The 20,266-nt window shown below is 31.7% G+C and carries 17 protein-coding genes and 1 pseudogene; 14 read left to right on the forward strand and 4 right to left on the reverse strand.

Translation table 11 applies throughout. The features are described from left to right. The 12 genes from ACSG5Z_RS01830 to ACSG5Z_RS01885 all read left to right on the forward strand — a co-directional run. Positions 1-321, forward strand: a 321-nt coding sequence (locus ACSG5Z_RS01830) for a hypothetical protein (RefSeq protein WP_435710544.1), incomplete at its 5' end; no start/stop codon positions are given. Positions 322-528: 207 nt separating this feature from the next. Beyond that, the gene (locus ACSG5Z_RS01835; RefSeq protein WP_435710545.1) at positions 529-795 is read left to right on the forward strand and encodes a hypothetical protein; all 267 of its coding nucleotides are present in this window, start codon (positions 529-531) and stop codon (positions 793-795) included. Positions 796-846: 51 nt separating this feature from the next. Then, positions 847-2,781, forward strand: coding sequence for a S8 family peptidase (locus tag ACSG5Z_RS01840; RefSeq protein WP_435710546.1), 1,935 nt, complete (start codon positions 847-849; stop codon positions 2,779-2,781). 1,003 nt (positions 2,782-3,784) lie between these two features. After that, the gene (locus tag ACSG5Z_RS01845) at positions 3,785-4,660 is read left to right on the forward strand and encodes a YndM family protein (RefSeq protein ID WP_435710547.1); all 876 of its coding nucleotides are present in this window, start codon (positions 3,785-3,787) and stop codon (positions 4,658-4,660) included. Beyond that, positions 4,660-5,127: a CHAP domain-containing protein gene (locus ACSG5Z_RS01850; protein WP_435710548.1), complete on the forward strand. Its 468-nt coding sequence runs from the start codon at positions 4,660-4,662 to the stop codon at positions 5,125-5,127. The genes ACSG5Z_RS01845 and ACSG5Z_RS01850 overlap by 1 nt, the downstream gene beginning before the upstream one ends. Positions 5,128-5,413: 286 nt before the next feature. Beyond that, entirely contained in the window at positions 5,414-5,947 is a 534-nt protein-coding gene (locus ACSG5Z_RS01855; protein ID WP_435710549.1) for a hypothetical protein, read from the forward strand. 602 nt (positions 5,948-6,549) lie between these two features. Then, positions 6,550-7,464 carry a tyrosine-type recombinase/integrase gene (locus ACSG5Z_RS01860; protein ID WP_435710550.1) on the forward strand — a complete coding sequence of 305 codons (915 nt, stop codon included), beginning with the start codon at positions 6,550-6,552 and terminating at the stop codon, positions 7,462-7,464. A 35-nt stretch (positions 7,465-7,499) separates the two neighbouring features. After that, positions 7,500-9,653 carry a type IA DNA topoisomerase gene (locus tag ACSG5Z_RS01865; RefSeq protein ID WP_435710551.1) on the forward strand — a complete coding sequence of 718 codons (2,154 nt, stop codon included), beginning with the start codon at positions 7,500-7,502 and terminating at the stop codon, positions 9,651-9,653. A gap of 677 nt (positions 9,654-10,330) precedes the next feature. Further along, a complete protein-coding gene (locus ACSG5Z_RS01870) occupies positions 10,331-11,545 on the forward strand; it encodes a hypothetical protein (protein WP_435710552.1) in 1,215 nt (404 codons plus the stop codon). 143 nt (positions 11,546-11,688) lie between these two features. Continuing rightward, the gene (locus tag ACSG5Z_RS01875; protein ID WP_435710553.1) at positions 11,689-13,443 is read left to right on the forward strand and encodes an ATP-dependent nuclease; all 1,755 of its coding nucleotides are present in this window, start codon (positions 11,689-11,691) and stop codon (positions 13,441-13,443) included. Next, complete coding sequence (locus ACSG5Z_RS01880) at positions 13,440-14,819, forward strand: UvrD-helicase domain-containing protein (RefSeq protein WP_435710554.1); 1,380 nt, start codon at positions 13,440-13,442, stop codon at positions 14,817-14,819. The genes ACSG5Z_RS01875 and ACSG5Z_RS01880 overlap by 4 nt, the downstream gene beginning before the upstream one ends. A gap of 131 nt (positions 14,820-14,950) precedes the next feature. Then, a complete protein-coding gene (locus tag ACSG5Z_RS01885) occupies positions 14,951-15,523 on the forward strand; it encodes a hypothetical protein (protein ID WP_435710555.1) in 573 nt (190 codons plus the stop codon). 54 nt (positions 15,524-15,577) lie between these two features. On the opposite strand, the pseudogene ACSG5Z_RS01890 reads toward ACSG5Z_RS01885, so the two are convergent. Beyond that, positions 15,578-15,715, reverse strand: a pseudogene (locus tag ACSG5Z_RS01890) (IS3 family transposase); the annotation flags it as partial. Between the two features lie 345 nt (positions 15,716-16,060). Here ACSG5Z_RS01890 and ACSG5Z_RS01895 point away from each other — a divergent pair. Together ACSG5Z_RS01895 and ACSG5Z_RS01900 are read left to right on the forward strand one after the other, a co-directional pair. Then, on the forward strand, positions 16,061-16,852 hold the full coding sequence (locus ACSG5Z_RS01895; RefSeq protein ID WP_435710556.1) for a hypothetical protein: 792 nt from the start codon (positions 16,061-16,063) through the stop codon (positions 16,850-16,852). Positions 16,853-17,185: 333 nt separating this feature from the next. Beyond that, positions 17,186-17,452, forward strand: a complete 267-nt coding sequence (locus ACSG5Z_RS01900) for a hypothetical protein (RefSeq protein ID WP_435710557.1) — start codon at positions 17,186-17,188, stop codon at positions 17,450-17,452. A 703-nt stretch (positions 17,453-18,155) separates the two neighbouring features. Here ACSG5Z_RS01900 and ACSG5Z_RS01905 read toward each other — a convergent pair. The 3 genes from ACSG5Z_RS01905 to ACSG5Z_RS01915 all read right to left on the reverse strand — a co-directional run bounded on the left by ACSG5Z_RS01905 (position 18,156) and on the right by ACSG5Z_RS01915 (position 20,072). Next, the gene (locus ACSG5Z_RS01905) at positions 18,156-18,515 is read right to left on the reverse strand and encodes a helix-turn-helix domain-containing protein (protein ID WP_435710558.1); all 360 of its coding nucleotides are present in this window, start codon (positions 18,513-18,515) and stop codon (positions 18,156-18,158) included. A gap of 659 nt (positions 18,516-19,174) precedes the next feature. Beyond that, a complete protein-coding gene (locus ACSG5Z_RS01910) occupies positions 19,175-19,486 on the reverse strand; it encodes an HNH endonuclease (protein ID WP_435710559.1) in 312 nt (103 codons plus the stop codon). After that, positions 19,479-20,072: a hypothetical protein gene (locus tag ACSG5Z_RS01915; protein ID WP_435710560.1), complete on the reverse strand. Its 594-nt coding sequence runs from the start codon at positions 20,070-20,072 to the stop codon at positions 19,479-19,481. Before ACSG5Z_RS01915 ends, ACSG5Z_RS01910 begins: the two co-directional genes overlap by 8 nt. Positions 20,073-20,266 lie beyond the last annotated feature (194 nt).

Genomic DNA, 20,266 nt, shown 5'->3' on the forward strand with positions numbered 1-20,266 from the left:
GGGGCCGCATCACAAGTCGCTGGTAATGCTATCGGTGGTGATGTTGGTCGTGCTGTTAGTACAATTGGAGGTGCTGCAGCACCGTTAATTCCATACCAAGCTGGTCCGCAATTAGCTCCAATGGGATTATTTGGTAATATTGTAGGGGCCGCATCACAAGTCGCTGGTAATGCTATCGGTGGTGATGTTGGTCGTGCTGTTAGTACAATTGGAGGTGCTGCAGCACCGTTAATTCCATACCAAGCTGGTCCGCAATTAGCTCCAATGGGATTGTTTGGTAATAATATTGTATGTGCCCCTTCACAAGTCGCTGGGTGGTGATGTTGGTACAATTGAAGGTGTTGCAGCACCGTTAATTCCATAACAAGCTGGTTCACAATTAGCTCCAATGGGATTAAGTTATAAGATTCTAACCTAATATATAGTTTTTATTAATCAATCTATGTATCGGAGCGGCTAAATTAAGTTAGCTCCGATACAAAATATGTTTGAACAATATAGTTATTGTGACTGAGGAGGTTTAAAAATATGATACCAGCATCTCCTTCGGATAATGGTACTAAACAGTGGATTATATCCGCACAAGAAAGTAATCCATTTATAGCTAGTCAAATAATCAATGAAGTGATTAACTTTTTACGATTACAATCTGGCGTTGAAATAATACAAATCATCGGTACAGAAACACCAACAAAATTAGTAATCCGTGCAACTAATGTTACCATTGCAACAATTCAATCTATTTTAGGTAATAACATCCTTATTTCACCAGATAAACCACTTCAATTATTCTAGAATCAACTAAATTTTTTTATTTTACAAATGTTATATAGGAGGCGGAAAATAATGTCTAATAATGAGGAAATAATAAATCCTAACATATTATTAACACCAGAAGTGAATTCGGAACAGACATCTGAACACCCTAAATATATGATTGCACCACGCCACAACTTAAATGTTCAAATGGCAGGATTTCACCCCATGTCCACATCTTCAATGGACCAAACTTTAACCGCTTTAGGTATTGATGTTATCGGTCATATTAAACGTAGTGAAGGAACTATTCAAACATTAGGTGTAGGAGCAAATCAGGCTACTGATATTGTATTAGCAAAAATTGAACCTAATCGCGCTGAACTTCTAAAAAAGACTTTACCAATAAACTTGATGATTGCTAGAGATAAACCACTTCACTATAGAGACAGTATCCAATCAGAAAAAGAATTTCCATCTATTAGGAAGTTCTCTTCAACAGCTGAAACAAAAACAAGAAAGTTCAAATTTCAAATATTGGGAAAAGATGACAAGCCGCTTTCCAAAGTAACAGTTCAATTAACAGGTGATACATTCCCAAATCAAGCAATTACCAATGAACAAGGGGAAGTAGAGATTGAAATAGTAACATTAGGTGATACACCTCCTCGTTTACTATCAGTAATGGTTACAAATAGCTATTGGGATCTCTACCTTCCAAATCCAAAAATTATCGAAAATACAATCAATATTATTAAAATGCGCCCATTTACTGATACAGTTCCTGATTTCCCAAAACAATTTCAATTTGGTTGGGGACAGCGTCTAATGGGACTTGATAAACTTCCAAAAGAAATTAATGGATCTGGTATTAAAATTGCAATTATTGATAGTGGTTGTGATAACACCCATCCACTACTTCAACATATTCAGTATGGAAAAGACTTCACTGAAAACTCTAATGAAAATAATTGGAATCAAGATACAATTGGACATGGAACCCATTGCGCTGGCATCATAGCTGCACATAGTGAAGACAATACAATGATGCGTGGATTTGCACCAAAAGCTGAAATCCACATTCTTAAAGTTTTCCCAGGCGGACAATATAGCAGTCTAATTAAAGCGCTTGACTACTGCATCAATCATCAAATAGACGTAATCAATATGAGTTTAGGAGGAGACTCTGAAATAAATCCAATTGTCGAAGAAACTTTGCAAATAGCTGTACAAAAAGGTATAGCTTGTATTGTTGCTGCTGGTAATTCAGGAGATGCAGTAAAATATCCTGCTGCTTCTTCTCAAACTCTTGCAGTTGCAGCTATAGGTAGTTTAAAAAATCTTCATCCTAACACTTGGGAATCAACAACAGTAAAAGAAGGAATGGTAACAACTGATGAGATGTTTTCACCAACTTTTACTTGTTTCGGACCAGAAATTGCAGTCTGTGCACCAGGAGTAGAAATCATTTCTACTGTACCAGGTGGAGCGTTTGATGCGATGTCAGGAACTTCAATGGCAGCTCCACATATTACAGGTTTAGCAGCTCTTCTGCTTGCCCATCACCCATTATTTCGTACTCAATACCAAACACGTAACTCACAACGGGTAGCAGCTCTGTTTAATATGATCTGTTCGCTTTGTACACCTTATAATTTAGATAGTTCTAGAACGGGTTATGGACTGCCTAAACTTGATCAAATCATTACAGTATTACAAAATATACCCATTCCTACTACAAATTCATTACTACAATCAACAAATACGGGTGTAGTGCCTGTTGCAAATACGGGTGTAGTGCCTGTTGCAAATACGGGTGTAGTGCCTGTTGCAAATATGGGTGTAGTGCCTGTTGCAAATATGGGTGTAGTGCCTGTTGCAAATACGGGTATAGTGCCTGTTGCAAATATGGGTGTAGTGCCTGTTGTAAATACGGGTGTAGTGCCTGTTACAAATATGGGTGTAGTGCCTATTGCAAATACGGGTGTCATACCAAATATGCATACATATCAGAAAGGAATATAACATTTTTTACTTGATTAAATACGATTTTACACGCATGACACAATAAAAACTATAAATGAAATTTAGGTTAAAAAATTTAAGCTATATTAACAAAGAGAACTTGTGAATATATTACAGGTTCTCTTTATTATCTGTCCAAAAATGAATGCAGGTCTTAGTATATTTAATAATCATAGAATAACATCACTGATACTAAAAAAATAACTAAAAATGTTTATTCAAATTAATAGAAATAAAAATCAATAATCACGTCTTATAGATATATTTCATTTTAATCAACAAGTATCTAAAATATATAAATTTACATACATTGTACAAGAAATTAAATATATTAGATAAATGCCTATGTTTTATGATAATGACACTAATAATTATTATGATTTAAATTTTCTTATCTGTGGATGTCTGATTGCGATATGGGCTAATAATACTATTGTAGGATGATATGCTACATATCTAATTGTTCAAAACGACGGAAATATTGTTACCTATGGAGTGAAACCTGCTTGGGAGATAGGAGTAAATAGACGTTTTTTCGGAATGAAATAAAAATATACATTTGATTATACAAAAAACTAGTAATCACTAGGGTTTTTGTATGTAAGAAAATTACCATGTTCATTGTATTTTTAAATCTCAATTGGAAGTTCCTATGTAAACTAAGAATAAAAAATCATACATTTACTTTTTTATGACCTAAGCATAGGCAATTACTTCATTATATACAATCAGCTAAAAAGTAAATATTTAAATATAATATCAAAAAATACATTTAAGATAAGGAGTCGATTGTTCTTGTATCATCCATTTATGTTTCTAGAAAGTATTTTTGCACCAGAACCGTCATAGTAATATTGTCCGCAATTCAAAGTGAAATAGGAAAAAGTGGGGATGACTGATGAGAGTTAACGGACAGAATATTTGAAATTCTAATCTGAATAATAACGATTGAATAAATTTTATAAGCTTAAGTACAATATAGGAGAAAGGAGGTGTTATTCAGATGAAGCATGTAAATGTTTTTGCGATAAAATTTATTTCGAATTTTATCCTTTTTTCCATCATTCTCGGTTTATTTTTTGACATGGCATTTAGAAACATCTTTCTTATAACACTTGTTCTGTGTGTGGTAGCGTATTTAATTGGTGATTTATTGATTTTACCTAGAACAAACAATGCCATAGCAACCATTGTTGATTTTGGTTTGGCATTTGTCGTTATCTGGTTGATGAGTGAGAACTTAACATACGGGGATGTTGAGCTAATAATGCCGCTCACCGCTGCTATTGGTGTTGCATTATTTGAATATATGTTCCATCGTTACTTGTCCAATAACATTCTGCCTGACAGACCAACAAGACAACGGTCAGCAAACATACAAAAATACCAAACAGAAGCATCAAAGGAACTGACACCAGTCTATCCAGACATAGCGACAGAAACAAATATAAACAAAAAAGAATACGAAATAATTAGTGATGAGGACGTTATCAAGCGAGGGTTGTTAGAAGATACTGGTAATGGTCTATCTGAGGCAGACCCTAAAGAACAACCTGAGCAAACCCCCGAATATCATGGAGGGGATGCAAATATAAACAAAAAAGAATATGAAATAATTAGTGATGAGGACGTTATCAAGCGAGGGTTGTTAGAAGATACTGGTAATGGTCTATCTGAGGCAGATCCTAAAGAACAACCTGAGCAAACCCCCGAATATCATGGAGGGGATGCAAATACAAACAAAGAAAAATACGAAATAATTAGTGATGAGGACGTTATCAAGCGAGAGTTGTTAGAAAATACTGGTAATGGTCTATCTGAGGCAGACCCTGAAGAACAACCTGAGCAAACCCCTAAATATCAAGGAGGCAATGAGTAATGGCATGTAGTATTTCAGCGCTCGGCGCGATTTTAGCAGCAGAAATTGGCACAACCGAATCACCAGCTGATTCAAACAAGACAAAATACGGAAAGTGGTACGGGCTTGACGGTAATCCGTGGTGTGATATGTTTCAAGCATGGTGTGCAAATGAAGTGGGGGCTTTGGATATATGCGGTAAGTTTGCTTACACTCCATCACACGCTAGCTTTTTTAAGAACAAAGGCACGTGGCACACAACCCCGCAGAAAGGGGATTATGCATTTTTTCATAACGGCAGGCGCATTTGCCATATCGGATGGGTAGAAAAAGTTATTGATAGTGATACTGTGCAAACTATCGAGGGTAATACAGGAAGTAGTTCGAACGCTGATGGTGGACAAGTACAACGTCGCAAGCGTTCCATTAGCGGAACTAACTCGTGGAAAATTGCTGGTTTTGGACGCCCGACATATACAGGCGGTTGATTCTAGCAGCTCTAGCACAACATTATGAAACAAATGGAATTAAAGAAAAATACATTTTATAAAATCATTAAGGAATATGAAAAGAGTAGGCACTAGCAACAGTGCCTTTTGAATTTTATTTGAAGAATAAGTCTTTGGAAAAATGTACTTAAGCTAACGGTGGGGTTAGTTTTCTTATAAACCACTCACAATTTTTATTTAAACTAGGTAACTACCCAATCAGGATAGGAAAAATATCATACTTTATGGATGTCTGACTATTAGGATATGGAGGTAGTTATTAGATATGTATGGACAGTCTTTACTATATAATTACAATTATTATGGTTGGAAACCACCAGTATTACAACATCATAATTATTTTAGAGAAACTCGAGGGCCAAGAGCTGGTGATTCTAATGACCAAAATGTGGCCGCGGTTTATGGGGTTACTACAGGTGGATCCGCAGTCTTGGGTCACAATTCACGTAATATGAGCCTGATATTAAACCGGCTCACCCTGCAGAATGTCAATGATGCTGGGGGGAGTTGGCAAATTGAAGGCGGTAAAGTGTTTAGGGGAAATAATCATATCGCGAATTATGCCAGTACAAAACGCATTGTGAATCAGGGAACTACGGCGCAGAACACGGCAATGCTGACATTGACACTTTTCTTTATTGGTGCACCTGGGCAGCCTCCCGAAAATATAACTCTTCAAGGAAGTCATGACTTTAGCTCTGGAAATCAAATTGGAAGCGTTAGCGCTGCATCAATCGAATTTGCTTCTTATATTGGTAAGCAGTTCAAGGTGTTTGGAACGACACTCGTTATTCAATAATTATGAACGATAGGCGACGTGAGTTGAACCTTAAAGATACAGTTGGATGGCTTTTAGATTTTAATGAAATGACTTATTAGCTATAATTATGTCACACTATATAAGTGAAAATAGAAGGATAGATAAGAGCAGAAATTTAATAGCTTTATCTATCCTTTTTTGCACTACATATAACCTCATTAACAATAACATTTAGATTTGACTACGGAGTTGGTGTATGGGGAAGGGGAGACGATTAGCGAGTTTATTTGAAGGCAATGTCTATATAGGTGGTACTCTAAATGGGAATAGTAGTACAGGTCGTGGACCTGGAGTCTGGGGTATCAACGATTAAAATGATTCGAACGCTTCGCTTCAGTTGTCCTAGGACCTAGTGACAACGGAATTGGTGTGTGAGGTAGCGGTAAAGTTAACAGAATTTAAGTGCAGACATATTTGTAAACTAGTTTGCAAGAATTAAATTAATATAGCGCATAATATGCATTATGTGTTGAGTTGTTATTGATATTGCCTTTAAACTCGTCGTATAATATGGGAGAAAGTACTTGTTTTTTCTGAATTCGCTTATTCTTAACTCAGCATATAATATAAGAGGTGGGAAGATGCTACATAAATACCGTAATTATTTAATTGATAAAGGGAAGTCTCAGAATACTGTACTATCCTATATCAACGATTTACAAATTTTCTTTCAAGAAATGGGAGTAAATCCAGATAGTTATGTTATAAGTAATGATATTAAAAAGTGGATAAGAGATATGTTAAATCCTAAAGAAGGTAAAGCATTATCGGTAAGTACTATAAATCGTCGATTAAATACTCTCAGGAGTTATTTTAGTTGGGCTGAAAGAGAAAAGTATATTAAAGTAAACCCTATGACCGATATTAAGGGTTTAAAAATGGCAGATGAAGAACATGAAAAGATTATGTGGCTAACAGAGAAAGAGTTTGAGGATTTATTAAAACGAATGAGGAAATATCCTGTAAAGACTAGAGGAGTAAATCCTGAAGAAAAATATCGAAGAGATAGAGCTATTATTTATATTCTCACTTATGCAGGGTTACGTGTGGAAGAATTATCAAATTTGAAGATCACAGATATAGATTTAGATTTAAAAAAGATCCGGGTAATTGGGAAGGGAACTAAGGTAAGAACTATACCAATGTCAAATTTTCTTTATAATGAAGTATTGGAATGGCTTCAATTCAGGAGTAAGATTTCAAAGGAAAAAGAGTTAGTTACCCAATCTCCTTATGCTTTTTACAGTCAAAGATCTGAAAAGTTCTCAATTCGTGGAATTCAGGTCATGATTGAAAATTACAGTACATCGGGTAAAAAATTAACACCACATATGTTTAGGCATACATTTTGTAAATGGATGTTAAAGGCAACCAATAATGATATAGAGAAGGTTCGGCGATTAGCGGGTCATAGCCATATTTCCACAACAACAAGATATTTGAAAAATTCTTATGAGGAATTGACAGATGCTGTAGAAGCAATGCCAATCTTTTAATTTTAATTATTTATATTAATTAGGAGGGATTCATTTTGAAGGCAGTAATTATAGCAGAGAAACCTTCCGTAGCTAAAAACATTGCTGATGCATTAAAAATTAGAAAAAGAAATGATGGGTATTACGAGGGAGATAGTTATATTGTCACTTGGGCATTTGGTCATTTGCTTCAATTATATGATGCGAAAGACTATGATGAAAAAATGGCCAAATGGCAAATGGATAACTTTCCTTTTATTCCAGAGAAGTTTCAATATAAAGTAAAAAGCAGTCCGAAAGATAGAGATAAGGCTGATAGTGGTGCGAAAAAACAGTTAAATATAATCCGCTCTTTACTTTTTAGAGAAGATGTTGATGCCATTATTTCAGCATGTGATTATGATCGTGAAGGGCAAGTAATTGGTGATAGTGTCATTTATAATATAAAAGCACCGAAACAAGTTTATCGTTTATTACTAAATGAGTGGACACCAGATGAGGTAAACGCAGGGTTAAAACAAATTAGACCAAACTCGGATTTACGTCCGTTGCAAGATGCAGGAGTAAGTAGGCAATGGGCAGATTGGGCGATTGGAATAAATTTAACTTCTGTTGCTACGCTTAAGTATCAAAAAGGAAAAGGGCAAGCGTTAAATATTGGGCGCGTTTTACTGCCTACCCTAAAAATTATTTATGATCGAGATAAAGAAATCGAAACGTTTGTACCGGAGAACTATTACAAATTAGTTGCTACATTTAAAACACAAAAGGAAGAAGAATTTGAAGCAACTTATATGGAGGAGCAAGAGGAGAAGTTTAAAAATAAAGCTACCTTAGATGAAATATACAATATATTGCAACGTTCTTCAGGAGAAGTTATAGATAAACAGGTTGAACAGAAAAGAGAATATCCTCCTTTTCTATTTAATTTATCTAATTTACAAGGATATATTACAAGTAAGTATAAAGGATGGACATCAGATAAAGTATTAAAAGTAGCTCAGTCTTTATATGAGAAAAAATATATTACTTATCCCCGTACAGGAAGTACAGCTTTAGAGGAAAGCTTAGTTGGACGAGCAGCCAAAGTTTTAGAAGCAGTAAAAAAAGAATTACCATACGAAGATGAAATCTCTTTTGTTAAAACAAAACGGGTATTCAATAATGCAAAGGTTGAAAGTCATAGTGCTATCATGCCAACGTATGTGCTGCCTAAATCATTAACAAGTGACGAGCAAATTGTATATACAGCAGTCAAGAATCGTTTTATCATGCAATTTATGCCTGTAGCAGAGCATGAAGAAACACGAATTCAGATTAAAATTAGTGATTCCTCAATAAAAGGTGTGTTTATTGCAAAAGGTCGTGTTCAAATTGTTGAAGGGTGGCGTAAAGTAGAGAAAATCGAATCCAAAGACAAGATGTTACCATTTGTGGAATTTAAAGAGAATTTGGAAATTACAAATGCAGATGTTACTTCTCATGTCACAAAACCGCCAAAGCATCATACTGAGAAAACCTTATTACGTGTAATGGAGACTTGTGGGAAAAATTATGATGAAGAAGAAGCTGTGTTAAGTGGTTTTAGTATAGGGACTCCAGCGACTAGAGCGGAAACAATTAAGAAACTGAAGGATATAGGTTATATTTTTTCAAAAGATAAAAGTTTATTATGTAGTGAATTAGGTCATAAAATTGTAGAAACGTTTCCTGTAAAAGAGCTATTTGATTTGGAATTTACGGGTAAATTGGAGAAAGCACTGTCGGATATGGAAAAAAAGAAAGTGAGTAGAAGTGTCTTTCTAAACTTTATCTTTGATTTTACAAGAAAATCAGTCGAAATGATAAAAAATGACCAAGATGTTATCTTGCATTATGTTACGCAAGAAACGAAACAAATGGAAATGTTAGGGAAATGTCCGGTTTGTTCTGGATCCATTGTTGAAGGACAAAAAGGATTTGGATGTTCAGATTGGAAGAATGGGTGTAAGTTTGTTATATGGAAGAATGATAAATTTTTAGCAACAATGAAGAAGAAACCAAATAAAACCATGGTAAAGAAGTTGTTGAAAGATGGAGAGGTTCTAACGAAAGGTTTAACAAGTAAAAAAGGAAACAAGTTTGATGCAATATTAAGATATGAAAAAAATCCTGAGAACGGCTTTTTTAGCTGGAAAATGAGTTTTATGGAAAATACATCTAAAAAATGACGGTAGTTGATAAACTTCAATCATTATACGGAATTTCATAAAAAATATTAGAAAGAAAACCTCACATCACCAAGAATGATGCGAGGTTTTCTTTATGTTTGTAACACTTAACTTGTAAGGATTGTAGTGAGCACAAATGCAATGGTGTAGAAGTAATAATCTATAAATTGCTTATTTACGTTTAAATAGAAGGAATATTGTTGTGGGAAGAATCTTATAAAAGTATATAAATGTATATGACAAAACATGTAGAAACTATTTTTAAAGCGTGAAATGTTGAATTACCAACAAATGCAATGTATTTAGTACCCACTTTCTTGTCTGTGTACTGGGACATGAAAGTGGATACTTCTTAAAATAGAGACACCAAAGTGGGTATCTTATAAATAAAAGTAAAAGATTTATAAAAACGTTTAACGATTAACATTCAGGATGTATATGATATTGTAGGGGAATGTGCTTCGAAAATCACTGTAGGTATTATTGATTATGTGTGTTCCTCCAGTGATGATGAGATGATGAAAAAGAGAAGATGTAATGGTCAAACGGAAGCAAACTTATATAGGTTACTTCTTTTTTCTGATTGAACTTATGAAGCGTTGACCTGTTAGTGCGATGTTACTCTAAAAAGTATTGTATAATAATTGTTATACATAGGGATTGGAGGAATGCTAATTATGGCGAAGGATTTAATCACTGTTCATACAAATTCTGGGGATACTAAATTAATCGATACGGTAATTTCATTGAAAAAGGGTATCTGGTATTGGAAGTATATTTTATTATCTGCAAAAACAAATAAAGAGCGATTACTGGAAGCACTCCCGATTTTTGAATTTAAAAAGCTAAGTGAAGAAAGGGATGTAGAGGAAGCATTTCCTCCATTTCAAATTACTGATAATGAATTAGTACGTGTTGCATCTGAGATGCTAAAACAAATGAGAGGAATTCAAGAACATAATCCTAATACTGGAAATGCAATTGATGACTGCATGATTTCTTTAGATGCTTATATTCGTGAAGCGCATAAAAGGCTACAAGAAACTGTTACAGCCATTATACAATCAATACGTTTGCCGAATCTTACAAAGAGTATCAATCGGTTAAATGACCAAAATGTAAAACTATTCTCTGATATTAACCATATGCTACGTGATATAACACCTATTTTTCAGGGGATTGCATCATCCATGAATGAAATAATGTCAACAATTAAAGCATCTTTTAATAATGTCTATGAAACGATGAGAGATTTAAATGTATCAGAACTGTTATCTCAAGCTGAACAAAAGTGCTTAGAAGCCTTAGAACATTTTGTTCAGCAAGGTTGGTTCATTTTCTTAGATTTTAAAACATTAGACCTTCTAGATTTCTTTTATATAGAAACCGAAACAGGAGGAATTGTGTTAGAAATTAAGCAATTACTTTTATACTATACTCCTGAGTTGTTGGAGCGAAAAATCAATCAATGGGAAATTTATTTAGAGAATCGATATCCAATTGTAAAAGAAGCCGCATTAGCTCATTTATCGGGGAATTATTATGTAAGTGTTCCTTTGTTTACTATTCATTCTGAAGGTATCATCCGTGAAAGTTTCCCGAAAAAGTGGATGAAACAAAGTACAATTCGAGAATCTATGGAAGAAGCAATTCAGCAACGGGTTTCAAATGAAGAACTTATGTCAATTGTCCAAATATATTTGCAAAAAGAAATCTTTCGTAGTATTGGGGAAGACGTTGAAACATTTAGTCGTAATCAAGTTGTACACGGTGTAGATTTAAAATATGCAACAATGGAGCATTCGTTACGTGCTTTTTTATTTTTTGATACACTTGTACGTTGCATATATGAAACCAATCTATTCAATACGTCAGAACCTTTAACTAAATAGTGGAGATTAAAAAAGATAAGAACTCATAGAATTTTGAAGAAAGAGAGGACTTATATTCTAAGCTATATCATTCAGAGATACAATATGAGAACCTTATAAGAAACCATAAATTTTATGTATACATTTAGAAGGAGTGCGTTGTATTGAAAATTTCACAAATACATATAAAAAACTATCGAAATTTAAATGATATTAATATTAAAGTAAATAGATTAGTAATTTTTATTGGTGAGAATAATAGCGGGAAAAGTAATCTCCTTAAAGCTATTACACTACCATTTTTTAATGATGAAATTGGTAGTGTAAACAAAAATTTGGGGTGGCAAGATATTGGTAACTCAGCTAAAGCAAAATATTTTAATTTCATCCAAGAGAACTTAAATAGTATAAAAAATGGAGACATATCTTTAGAAAGTTTCATTGAAGCACTCCCTGTTATAAAAGTAGAAGTTACTTTTGAGCCTGCAGACGCTGATGAATATTATGTACATAAGTGGATAAATTCAATTGATGGTACAAGTCCTCATTACGCTATCAGATACCAATTTTGTGTAGAGAACCCTAAAGATTTATTGACACATGTCTCAAAAATATTAAGTAATATAGACGAAATTGAAAATATAAAAATGAATTTATTACCGATTGAAATGTTTAAATATACTATTGTTATTCCCTCTACACAAGAACAAGTAGCATTTAATGATTTGACTAAATTCAAATACAATGCTTTGGCTGCAGAACGAGATGAATTCTCCAATAAAAATACTCAATTAGGCTCAAAAGCTTTAGTTAACCTTTTGCATAATAAACTATCCGAAGAGCAAAAAGTAAAAGTTGAACAATCATACGAAACTTTTTTTACTAATCTAAAAGAGATAAGTAACTTAGAAAGTGTCTTCAATTGGCAAGAACAATCTGAATTAGAAAATGCAACGGATTTCTTTGAAAAGATTACCTTACTTCCTAATATGCCTAGTATGAATTCTTTGTTAAATAATGTTAGACTCGGATTTGGAGAAGAATATCTTAATACTCAAGGGTTGGGATATCGAAACTTGGTTTATTTATTAGTAATGATGAATTCTTTAAAAAACACCTCAGATATAGCTCTAAACATATTAACGATTGAAGAACCAGAAGCACATTTATGCATTAGCAACGAAAGATTGCTTGCAAGTTTTATTAACTCTATCGTTAATTCAAGTAATCAAACACAACTATTTGTTTCTACACATAGCTCAGAATTTTTGAATAAGTTAGAGTTAAAAAATGTAACAGTTGTATCTGAGGGGGGAGCATTCTCATTAGAATCAGTGCTAAAACCTGAGCAGTTAAACTATCTAGCCAAGAAACCTAATATAGATTTTTTGAAATTTTTATTTTCACGAAGATGTATATTAGTGGAAGGGCCTACTGAAGAAATGTTAATTAAATCATATTTAAGTTCGCAGACCCGTTCTTTAAATGATATTGAAGTGATATCTCTACATAAAGGATTTAAAACAATGCTAGATATTTGGTTAAGGGTTCACCAAGATTCACCTAATCGAATAGGAATTATTAGGGATTTTGATGATGAACCAAAAGCTAAAGAAAATCATGAAGCTTATAATATCCATGATAATATTTACGTTACTACAACTACTGAATATACATTGGAGCCTGAGTTTGTAAAGACTGGTGAAAACTTTGAAAAACTAAAAAATTATTTTATATCAAATCATGGATGGTCAGATATAACTACACCAGAAGCTTTATCTGATAAATGGAGAGGTGCTAAAGCAAATACAATGCTCAAATTTTGTCGAGATTTTGGAACAGGGGATTTAAAATCGATTGAATTACCAAAACATATAAGTAGTGTATTAAATTTTTTACAAAGTGGTGAAAAGCAATGAAGATTGTTGTAGCAGGTGCTGGTGCAGGAAAAACTACTTCAATGGCCCAATTAGTATTGGACAAGCTTGAGGAAGTTACTACTGGAAAATTTATATATGTCATTACGTATACTAATGCCGCTAGAAACCGTATACGAGAAAAAATTATTGAGTTAAATGGTTGTATTCCAAATCAGTTATTTATTGAAACAATACATGTGTTTTTATTAAGAGAGTTTGTTTTCCCATTTCACCATTTGCTATACAATCAACAGTTTATAAAAGCATCTCAAATGAAACTACCGGATAATTTGATTTTTAAGAGTAGGAAAATTAAAGAACTAGCAGATAATAAAATTGTACATGTTGAAAAGGTTACTGAAATAGCTAAATGGATTATATGTAAGAAAACAAAAGATACAATCCAAATTAAAGAAAAACGAAGAAAACTATTAGACATTGTTTCGAGATACCTAGATTCGATTTTTATTGATGAAGCGCAAGATATGGATAAACATTTGTTAGAAGTTGTTCAAATGCTTGATAGAGAAAATATTGACTTATATTTAGTAGGAGATCCAAAACAAGATTTGCGTGGTAGGAATTCATTTAAGACACTAATTGAAAAATATAGACAATCTGTTGAATATCTATCCGAAAATCATAGATGTCCTATTTCACATGTACAACTAGCAAATTCATATATTTCTGCGGACGAGCAGCAATTACCTCAGAAAGCTTTATTTGGTGAGCTTGGCTACGTATTTGAAAGTGATATTGAAATTAATAATTTTGTTAATACTATAAATTGGGATTATGCATTTATTTATAAGAAAAACGACAGATTTATAACTCATATTAACGATAAAAATTGGGCTAAACAAAATTTAGCTTATGAATTAAAGTCTATAATAAATAAATCCAATATTAATGATCAACTAGTAGATAAATTAATTTATGATATACAAAAAATCATTTTGAAAGATCTGTCCCAATTAAATAACTTTAAAGTATTTTCAACGTTAGAAAAATCACTATCCATAAAATTAACGCGACAAGATAAAGGGAAATTAGCTGATGCTATTAATCTAAATCGTGAAGTTCCGACAAATGAGGGAATATTGGTAAATTCCATAGATAGTATTAAAGGATTAGAAGGAAAGAAATGCTTATTTATACTTTCTACCGATTTAGCACCGTATCTATTTGGTGAAAATGGTAATCAAAATAAAATGTTAAATTATTTATATGTTGCCTTGACAAGAGCTAAACAAAAATTAGTTTTTATGATTACTACTGAAGTAGAGGAGAAATACAGTAGAAAATGTATTAATACTTATTTCCAAGAGAACCTATTAATTAAAGAAGAACGAACTAGAGAAGCTACCTTAACTTAAATCATGGAAAAAGGAAAGGAATTAAACTTATTTCCAGAGTCTCGCATTACATTCTAATTTAATCAATGTATTTACGCTCTATCTAGTGATATAACACTTTATAACTTTTTGGTTAACTATTAGGAGGGATTATGTACAATTTTATATCAATAGAAGAAAAGCTGAAAAACAGTAGGAAGTTTGCAATAAAAAAAACGTTAATAAATTACGCGATAAATTTTTTTATACTTCTAACTTGTTTAATAATATGTAAAGAATTTATTGATCCAATTGGAATTTATATTAGCGCTAATTTCAATTTCATATTATCAATGTGTTCATTTGTATTAATTTATCCTGCATATAAATTTTACAGAAGGTTATACAATATACTTACCATAGCTGATATTATAAACGATATAGTACAAACAGAGACCAAACCAAAACTCAGTCTAAAATCATCATTATTATCACTAGAACAACGGTGTGATGTTATTAAAATTAAAATAGATATTTTAAAATCAATCTCTCCTATTCCAATTTTTGTTTTCTTTTTAGGTATGGCATTTGATAAGAGTACATACCAAGAATACATATTAGGAGTTTCATTATTGTTAATGATGCTGTACATATATTGGATAAAATATTGTTATGAATCATATGATACTACAACCTATAACGTATCTCAGTTTAAAATTGCTATATCAGATTTAGAAGAAAAATAAAAAACATAGGGATAAACAATAATCTGCACCCTTTGTAAAGAACATTAAAAAAAGCTAGGCAACATCAAGAAGATGATTTCTGTATTCAACAGGAGTCATCTTTTTAAAATTCCATTGATATCTATAGTAATTAAAGTATGTCATATATTTCTTAATCTCTTGTTTTAATTTAATAAAAGACTCGCAAGGTTTGAAGTGCCCCCAATTGTTAGACACAGTCTAACAATTGGGGACACTTTTTGGGGCTTTAAATATATAAAAAGCTAATTAAATCGTAAAATTATATTGTTTACTAATCAAAGGTAGGCATATTTCAAATCTTTCATGCGATTCATGGAGGTAGTGATTCAAAATTCAACCGCAATATTTATCCGGAAAATAAAATATTTAATAACATATTAAATGATCCGCATGAATTTTAATATTGTTTTAATATCATTTAGAAATACCCTAATTTTTTCATATAATTTAAAACAAATAATTATATATTGTAATATAATGAAATTAAAAATAACGAATAAGAAGGGGAAAATTAATATGAATAATATTAAAGAATATTTACCATTCATAATTCCTATATTAGCAGCTACACTTGGCTATATTTTTGGACAAAGAACGACTAAAATTAATCGATTTTACACTCAAAATGAAAATAATTTAAAAAATGTAATTGAACCTTTATTTTTAAGTTTAAGAAATATTATGAAAGAAGATAGTGCATTTAAAAGAGAGAAGTTACTTGATGACTTGTTTAAAACGTATCTTCTTGAAGAGAAAGGGATATATCAAATAGGTAATAAAGATTTAATAGACCAACTTTTTTATGTTGAGGGACTATATGAGGAATTTAAAAAGGAACAGAAAGATGAGGAGTGGAAGGGATTTTGGATAGAATTAAACTATTTTTATAATGCGATTAAAAATGAATACTGGAATAATTTTTACACCTTATATAAAGAATATAGATGGTATTTACATAGTCTAAATAAAAATATGTTTGTAAGATTATTTTATGAAGTAATCAGACTTTTAAAAGAAACAGTTAACTCCTTGACGTTAATATCATTTGGATTCTTATTATTCTGTATTTATGACAGATTAATAACATGGATATTTGATAAAGGTGTTATGCCTGAAGATTCTATTACTTTTAGTATTATTCTATTGATATTTTGTATTGCAATGTACTTCTTTATTTCAGTATTTGACACACTTAGCCCTGATTCTTCACAGCAAAAAAATTATATAGATAAATTAGTAAGAAAGGGAACGAATAAGAATAAATCATTCGAAAAGAAAATAAATGTTCCTCCAATGTACAAACAATAAATTTATAATAGAGATTGGGTTAGAAATAAATTATAAGAGAAATATACTAAGTAATGTGTGCAGCAGGTACATGAGAGCAACTAAAAAGAAGGAAAAAAATCAATAAAAATTTTTGAACTAGCAGTTTGTTAATCTACACAAACGTAATTAAATTCATTTCATTTCAAAAATACACTAATGACAAAAGTTTTTCATGAAATATCTAATTTATTAAAGTACGCTAAGAAAAAGGGCGAACCTACGATCTATATGATAATATTTTATCTGTGGATGTTTATAAAATGAGGAATATTTCACGTGGATGAAAATTAATTGTAAAGGGGATAAGAAAAATTGAGTGGATGTATGACAAGTTTAGCGACTAGTTTTTCTATTAAAATGATTATTGAAGCAATGGGTAAACAAAAAATAAAATATAATGAGGAAAAGAAAATAAGAGATATACAAGTTTTAATTAGTGATTTTAATAGAAAATTTGATAATACAGTTGTAGACACTTATACTTTTCAAAAATTTATTGAAACAGAAAAATTTCAAATGATATCTTTAAGAGAATTTTTGAAGGAGAAAATTCAGGTTCTACAAGTATTAAAGATTTAAAAATTAAACTAGCAAAAGAAGCAATTCACAGATGAATAGTGATTATGAAAAAATGGGAAGAAGCAAATTAATAATGAAGAGATTTTTTATGAATATTTTAGTGAATTAATTGATAAATTGCTGATTGTTAGAAGCGAAATTTTATCTTGGGAAACAAATGCACAAGTAGCAATCATTAAAGATACAATCCATGAAAGTCGCACTCAAATAATTAGTGAAATCCAAAATCTTAGGAAACATAATATTTTTGCAGATGACAAAATTAATCTTATAAAAGATGAAATTAATCAATATAAATTAGATGTGGCTAAAGAAAAACTAACATCCGTTTTAGAAGAACAGCTCTGTTGCGTTAGTTGAAGACCCAAAATTATATATTTCAAAAATAAGAGATACTAAACTTTTATTCTTATGAAATCGAAAGTAAAAAAAGTAAAAAAGTAAAACTAATTATGTAAATGGTATTCTTAGGAGATTTACTAGAAGCAAGCTATCTTATCGGTTGGAACATCTTGAATCAAAAAATATAAAAAAGTTATCCTGTCTAAATATGTTAGACAGGATAACTTTTTTATGTGCAATGGTATTAAAGTTTTTCTAGGTAAGGAGCGAGTTGGAACCCCTTTTAGTAATCTTTAGATAATTTGAGACGTTTATTGTAAGTAAATATTTAGAGTATGTATTCGAAAATATGTTGGATTTATTACTTAAAGTTATTATTCTCTACGAATTCAGAGAAATTACGAAGAAACCTTAGGATAAATTGCAATTCATTAACGTTTTTTTGATGAAGTAGAGAAGTAATAATACTAAGAGATTCATCTCTTTGAGGATTATCGATTAAATTGATATTACCAAAGTTTAAAACTAGCTCAGGTGAAACCTCTAGACCATCAGCAATTTTTTGTAGGGTAAGCATGGAAATATTCCTTTCTCCACGTTCAACTCCACCAATGTAAGCCTGTTGTAGATTGATTCGTTCAGCTAATTCTTCTTGTGTCAATCCTCTTTTTTTTCGTAAAAAGCGGATGTTTTCCCCAACTAATTTTAAGAAATCGGACAAGTGTATCACCTCTCTATCAGATTAGAGAAGTGTACAAATGAATGTAATAACACTATAGTACTTAAATTGCGCATAAAAGAACTTATAAGTATTTTTTTGTTTGGTCGTTTAGATTAAATGCGGAATGGAAATAAAAAAAATGGTACTATAGCCGATTATGTTTAGTTAGTAGAGAATTTAATTGTATGCAATGAAGAAGTTTTGTGAAAAAATGGTTTATATAATTGTTAAATGCCGTATCAAGCCGTACCATACCAAACATCACTGAACCGAACCCAGCCGGAATGTACTATGCCAAGCCCAACCTTATTAAATGACCTATCTCTTCAGCAATAGGGGGGTCATCTCCTATTGAACAGTTTTAACTGTTTCGACACAATCATGCTTTTTGGATAATGTTCGTGAAATATAAAATTTACAGTGATTTTATTTAAATATTTAATCTATAAACAATATAATATTAATTGATTGTTTATTTTTTAATATTAATTTGTTTATCTACTATGTAAGAATTCTTATTTAAAATTAATTAGAAAAAATGGTTTTAGTTTATATCCGTATCAAATCGTACCATACATCTAATTTGGTTTTATAAAGCATACTATATTTAAATTTGTATACTATTACTATTTCTTTAGGAATTATAAAAGAATTCTGTTCTACTTATTCAATAGTGATTCTTCATCCCAAACATATTGACGCCAATCCGCTGTTATAACTCCATCTTTTAAAGCTTTTGCAATCATACCTCGATGAAAGCAATCTGCACGTAGAACGTGACATTTTCTACAAAGTGTACGTAAATTTTGAAGTCTATTGTCCCCACTTAGCCCACTGACTATATGGTCAATGTGGCATTCATTTAATAAGACTGCTTTTTTACAACGTATACATTGTCTATTATCTCTGTTCCATACAATCGGTCTTATATTTTTTTTCCAAGTTTCAAAGGGTGTTCTCTTTTTAGGCATGTACTGTTTCCTGAATAATATTAAAATCTGTGACATAGAATCGACCAAATCCCACTTTTCTTGCGTCTCCTAATCCAGCATAAGCACCGGCATCTTGGCAAATAGCTTTCATTTGTTCACGATTAATTAAAGTTCCCTCCCATATTATATTAAATTCTGCCTCCCACCCGGGTGAAATAGCTAAGCGATAACGTATATTTTTTACCCCTCTTCTTGAAACCGGTCGAACATCAATATATACATCTTTTTTATCATCTCTTGTTATCTCGTTAATAGGGGGAAGAAACCTGTTAATGAATATTTTATTGTCTAATACTTGAAGGGTTGAAGAAACTTCGGGTTCTAAAGTTCCTCTTCCTTTAGATATAAATTTTCCACCCGCACGTAAACAGGAGAAAATATAAATAGGATCCAAGTATAACTGACCTTGCCGAGTAGCTTGAAAAGTTTTTTTCCATTCCTCGGGATTATTTCCAGGAACCCCCCATTTTTCTTGTTTTGTTATAGGAATTGCATCCTCGGTAAAGCGATTAAATAAAAGGGGCCTAGTTCCTGAAATTTTTACATTAGCACAAATTATTGCCATTTAAGCAACCTCCTTGAATAGAACTTATAAGTATTAATTTCCAAAAAATATTATTTTTAAACGTTCGAATTATATGTAACTAAATTAAATTTGAGTAAATACATTCAATGTTAAGAAATTTTATCTGAAATAATTATTTAGATACTTGATATACCGGTGTTATACAATCAGATTTTAAATGCAGAATATTTTAA

The organism is Bacillus pretiosus (assembly GCF_051294775.1).
Classification (GTDB): Bacteria; Bacillota; Bacilli; order Bacillales; family Bacillaceae_G; genus Bacillus_A; species Bacillus_A wiedmannii.

What these genes read in the sequence shown, in the direction of transcription:
- ACSG5Z_RS01885 (WP_435710555.1), top strand. Translation starts at nt 14,951, where the DNA reads ATGTACAATTTTATATCAATAGAAGAAAAGCTGAAAAACAGTAGGAAG.
- ACSG5Z_RS01835 (WP_435710545.1), top strand. Translation starts at nt 529, where the DNA reads ATGATACCAGCATCTCCTTCGGATAATGGTACTAAACAGTGGATTATA.
- ACSG5Z_RS01855 (WP_435710549.1), top strand. Translation starts at nt 5,414, where the DNA reads ATGTATGGACAGTCTTTACTATATAATTACAATTATTATGGTTGGAAA.
- ACSG5Z_RS01910 (WP_435710559.1), bottom strand. Translation starts at nt 19,486, where the DNA reads ATGCCTAAAAAGAGAACACCCTTTGAAACTTGGAAAAAAAATATAAGA.
- ACSG5Z_RS01880 (WP_435710554.1), top strand. Translation starts at nt 13,440, where the DNA reads ATGAAGATTGTTGTAGCAGGTGCTGGTGCAGGAAAAACTACTTCAATG.
- ACSG5Z_RS01895 (WP_435710556.1), top strand. Translation starts at nt 16,061, where the DNA reads ATGAATAATATTAAAGAATATTTACCATTCATAATTCCTATATTAGCA.
- ACSG5Z_RS01850 (WP_435710548.1), top strand. Translation starts at nt 4,660, where the DNA reads ATGGCATGTAGTATTTCAGCGCTCGGCGCGATTTTAGCAGCAGAAATT.
- ACSG5Z_RS01860 (WP_435710550.1), top strand. Translation starts at nt 6,550, where the DNA reads ATGCTACATAAATACCGTAATTATTTAATTGATAAAGGGAAGTCTCAG.
- ACSG5Z_RS01870 (WP_435710552.1), top strand. Translation starts at nt 10,331, where the DNA reads ATGGCGAAGGATTTAATCACTGTTCATACAAATTCTGGGGATACTAAA.
- ACSG5Z_RS01840 (WP_435710546.1), top strand. Translation starts at nt 847, where the DNA reads ATGTCTAATAATGAGGAAATAATAAATCCTAACATATTATTAACACCA.
- ACSG5Z_RS01845 (WP_435710547.1), top strand. Translation starts at nt 3,785, where the DNA reads ATGAAGCATGTAAATGTTTTTGCGATAAAATTTATTTCGAATTTTATC.
- ACSG5Z_RS01915 (WP_435710560.1), bottom strand. Translation starts at nt 20,072, where the DNA reads ATGGCAATAATTTGTGCTAATGTAAAAATTTCAGGAACTAGGCCCCTT.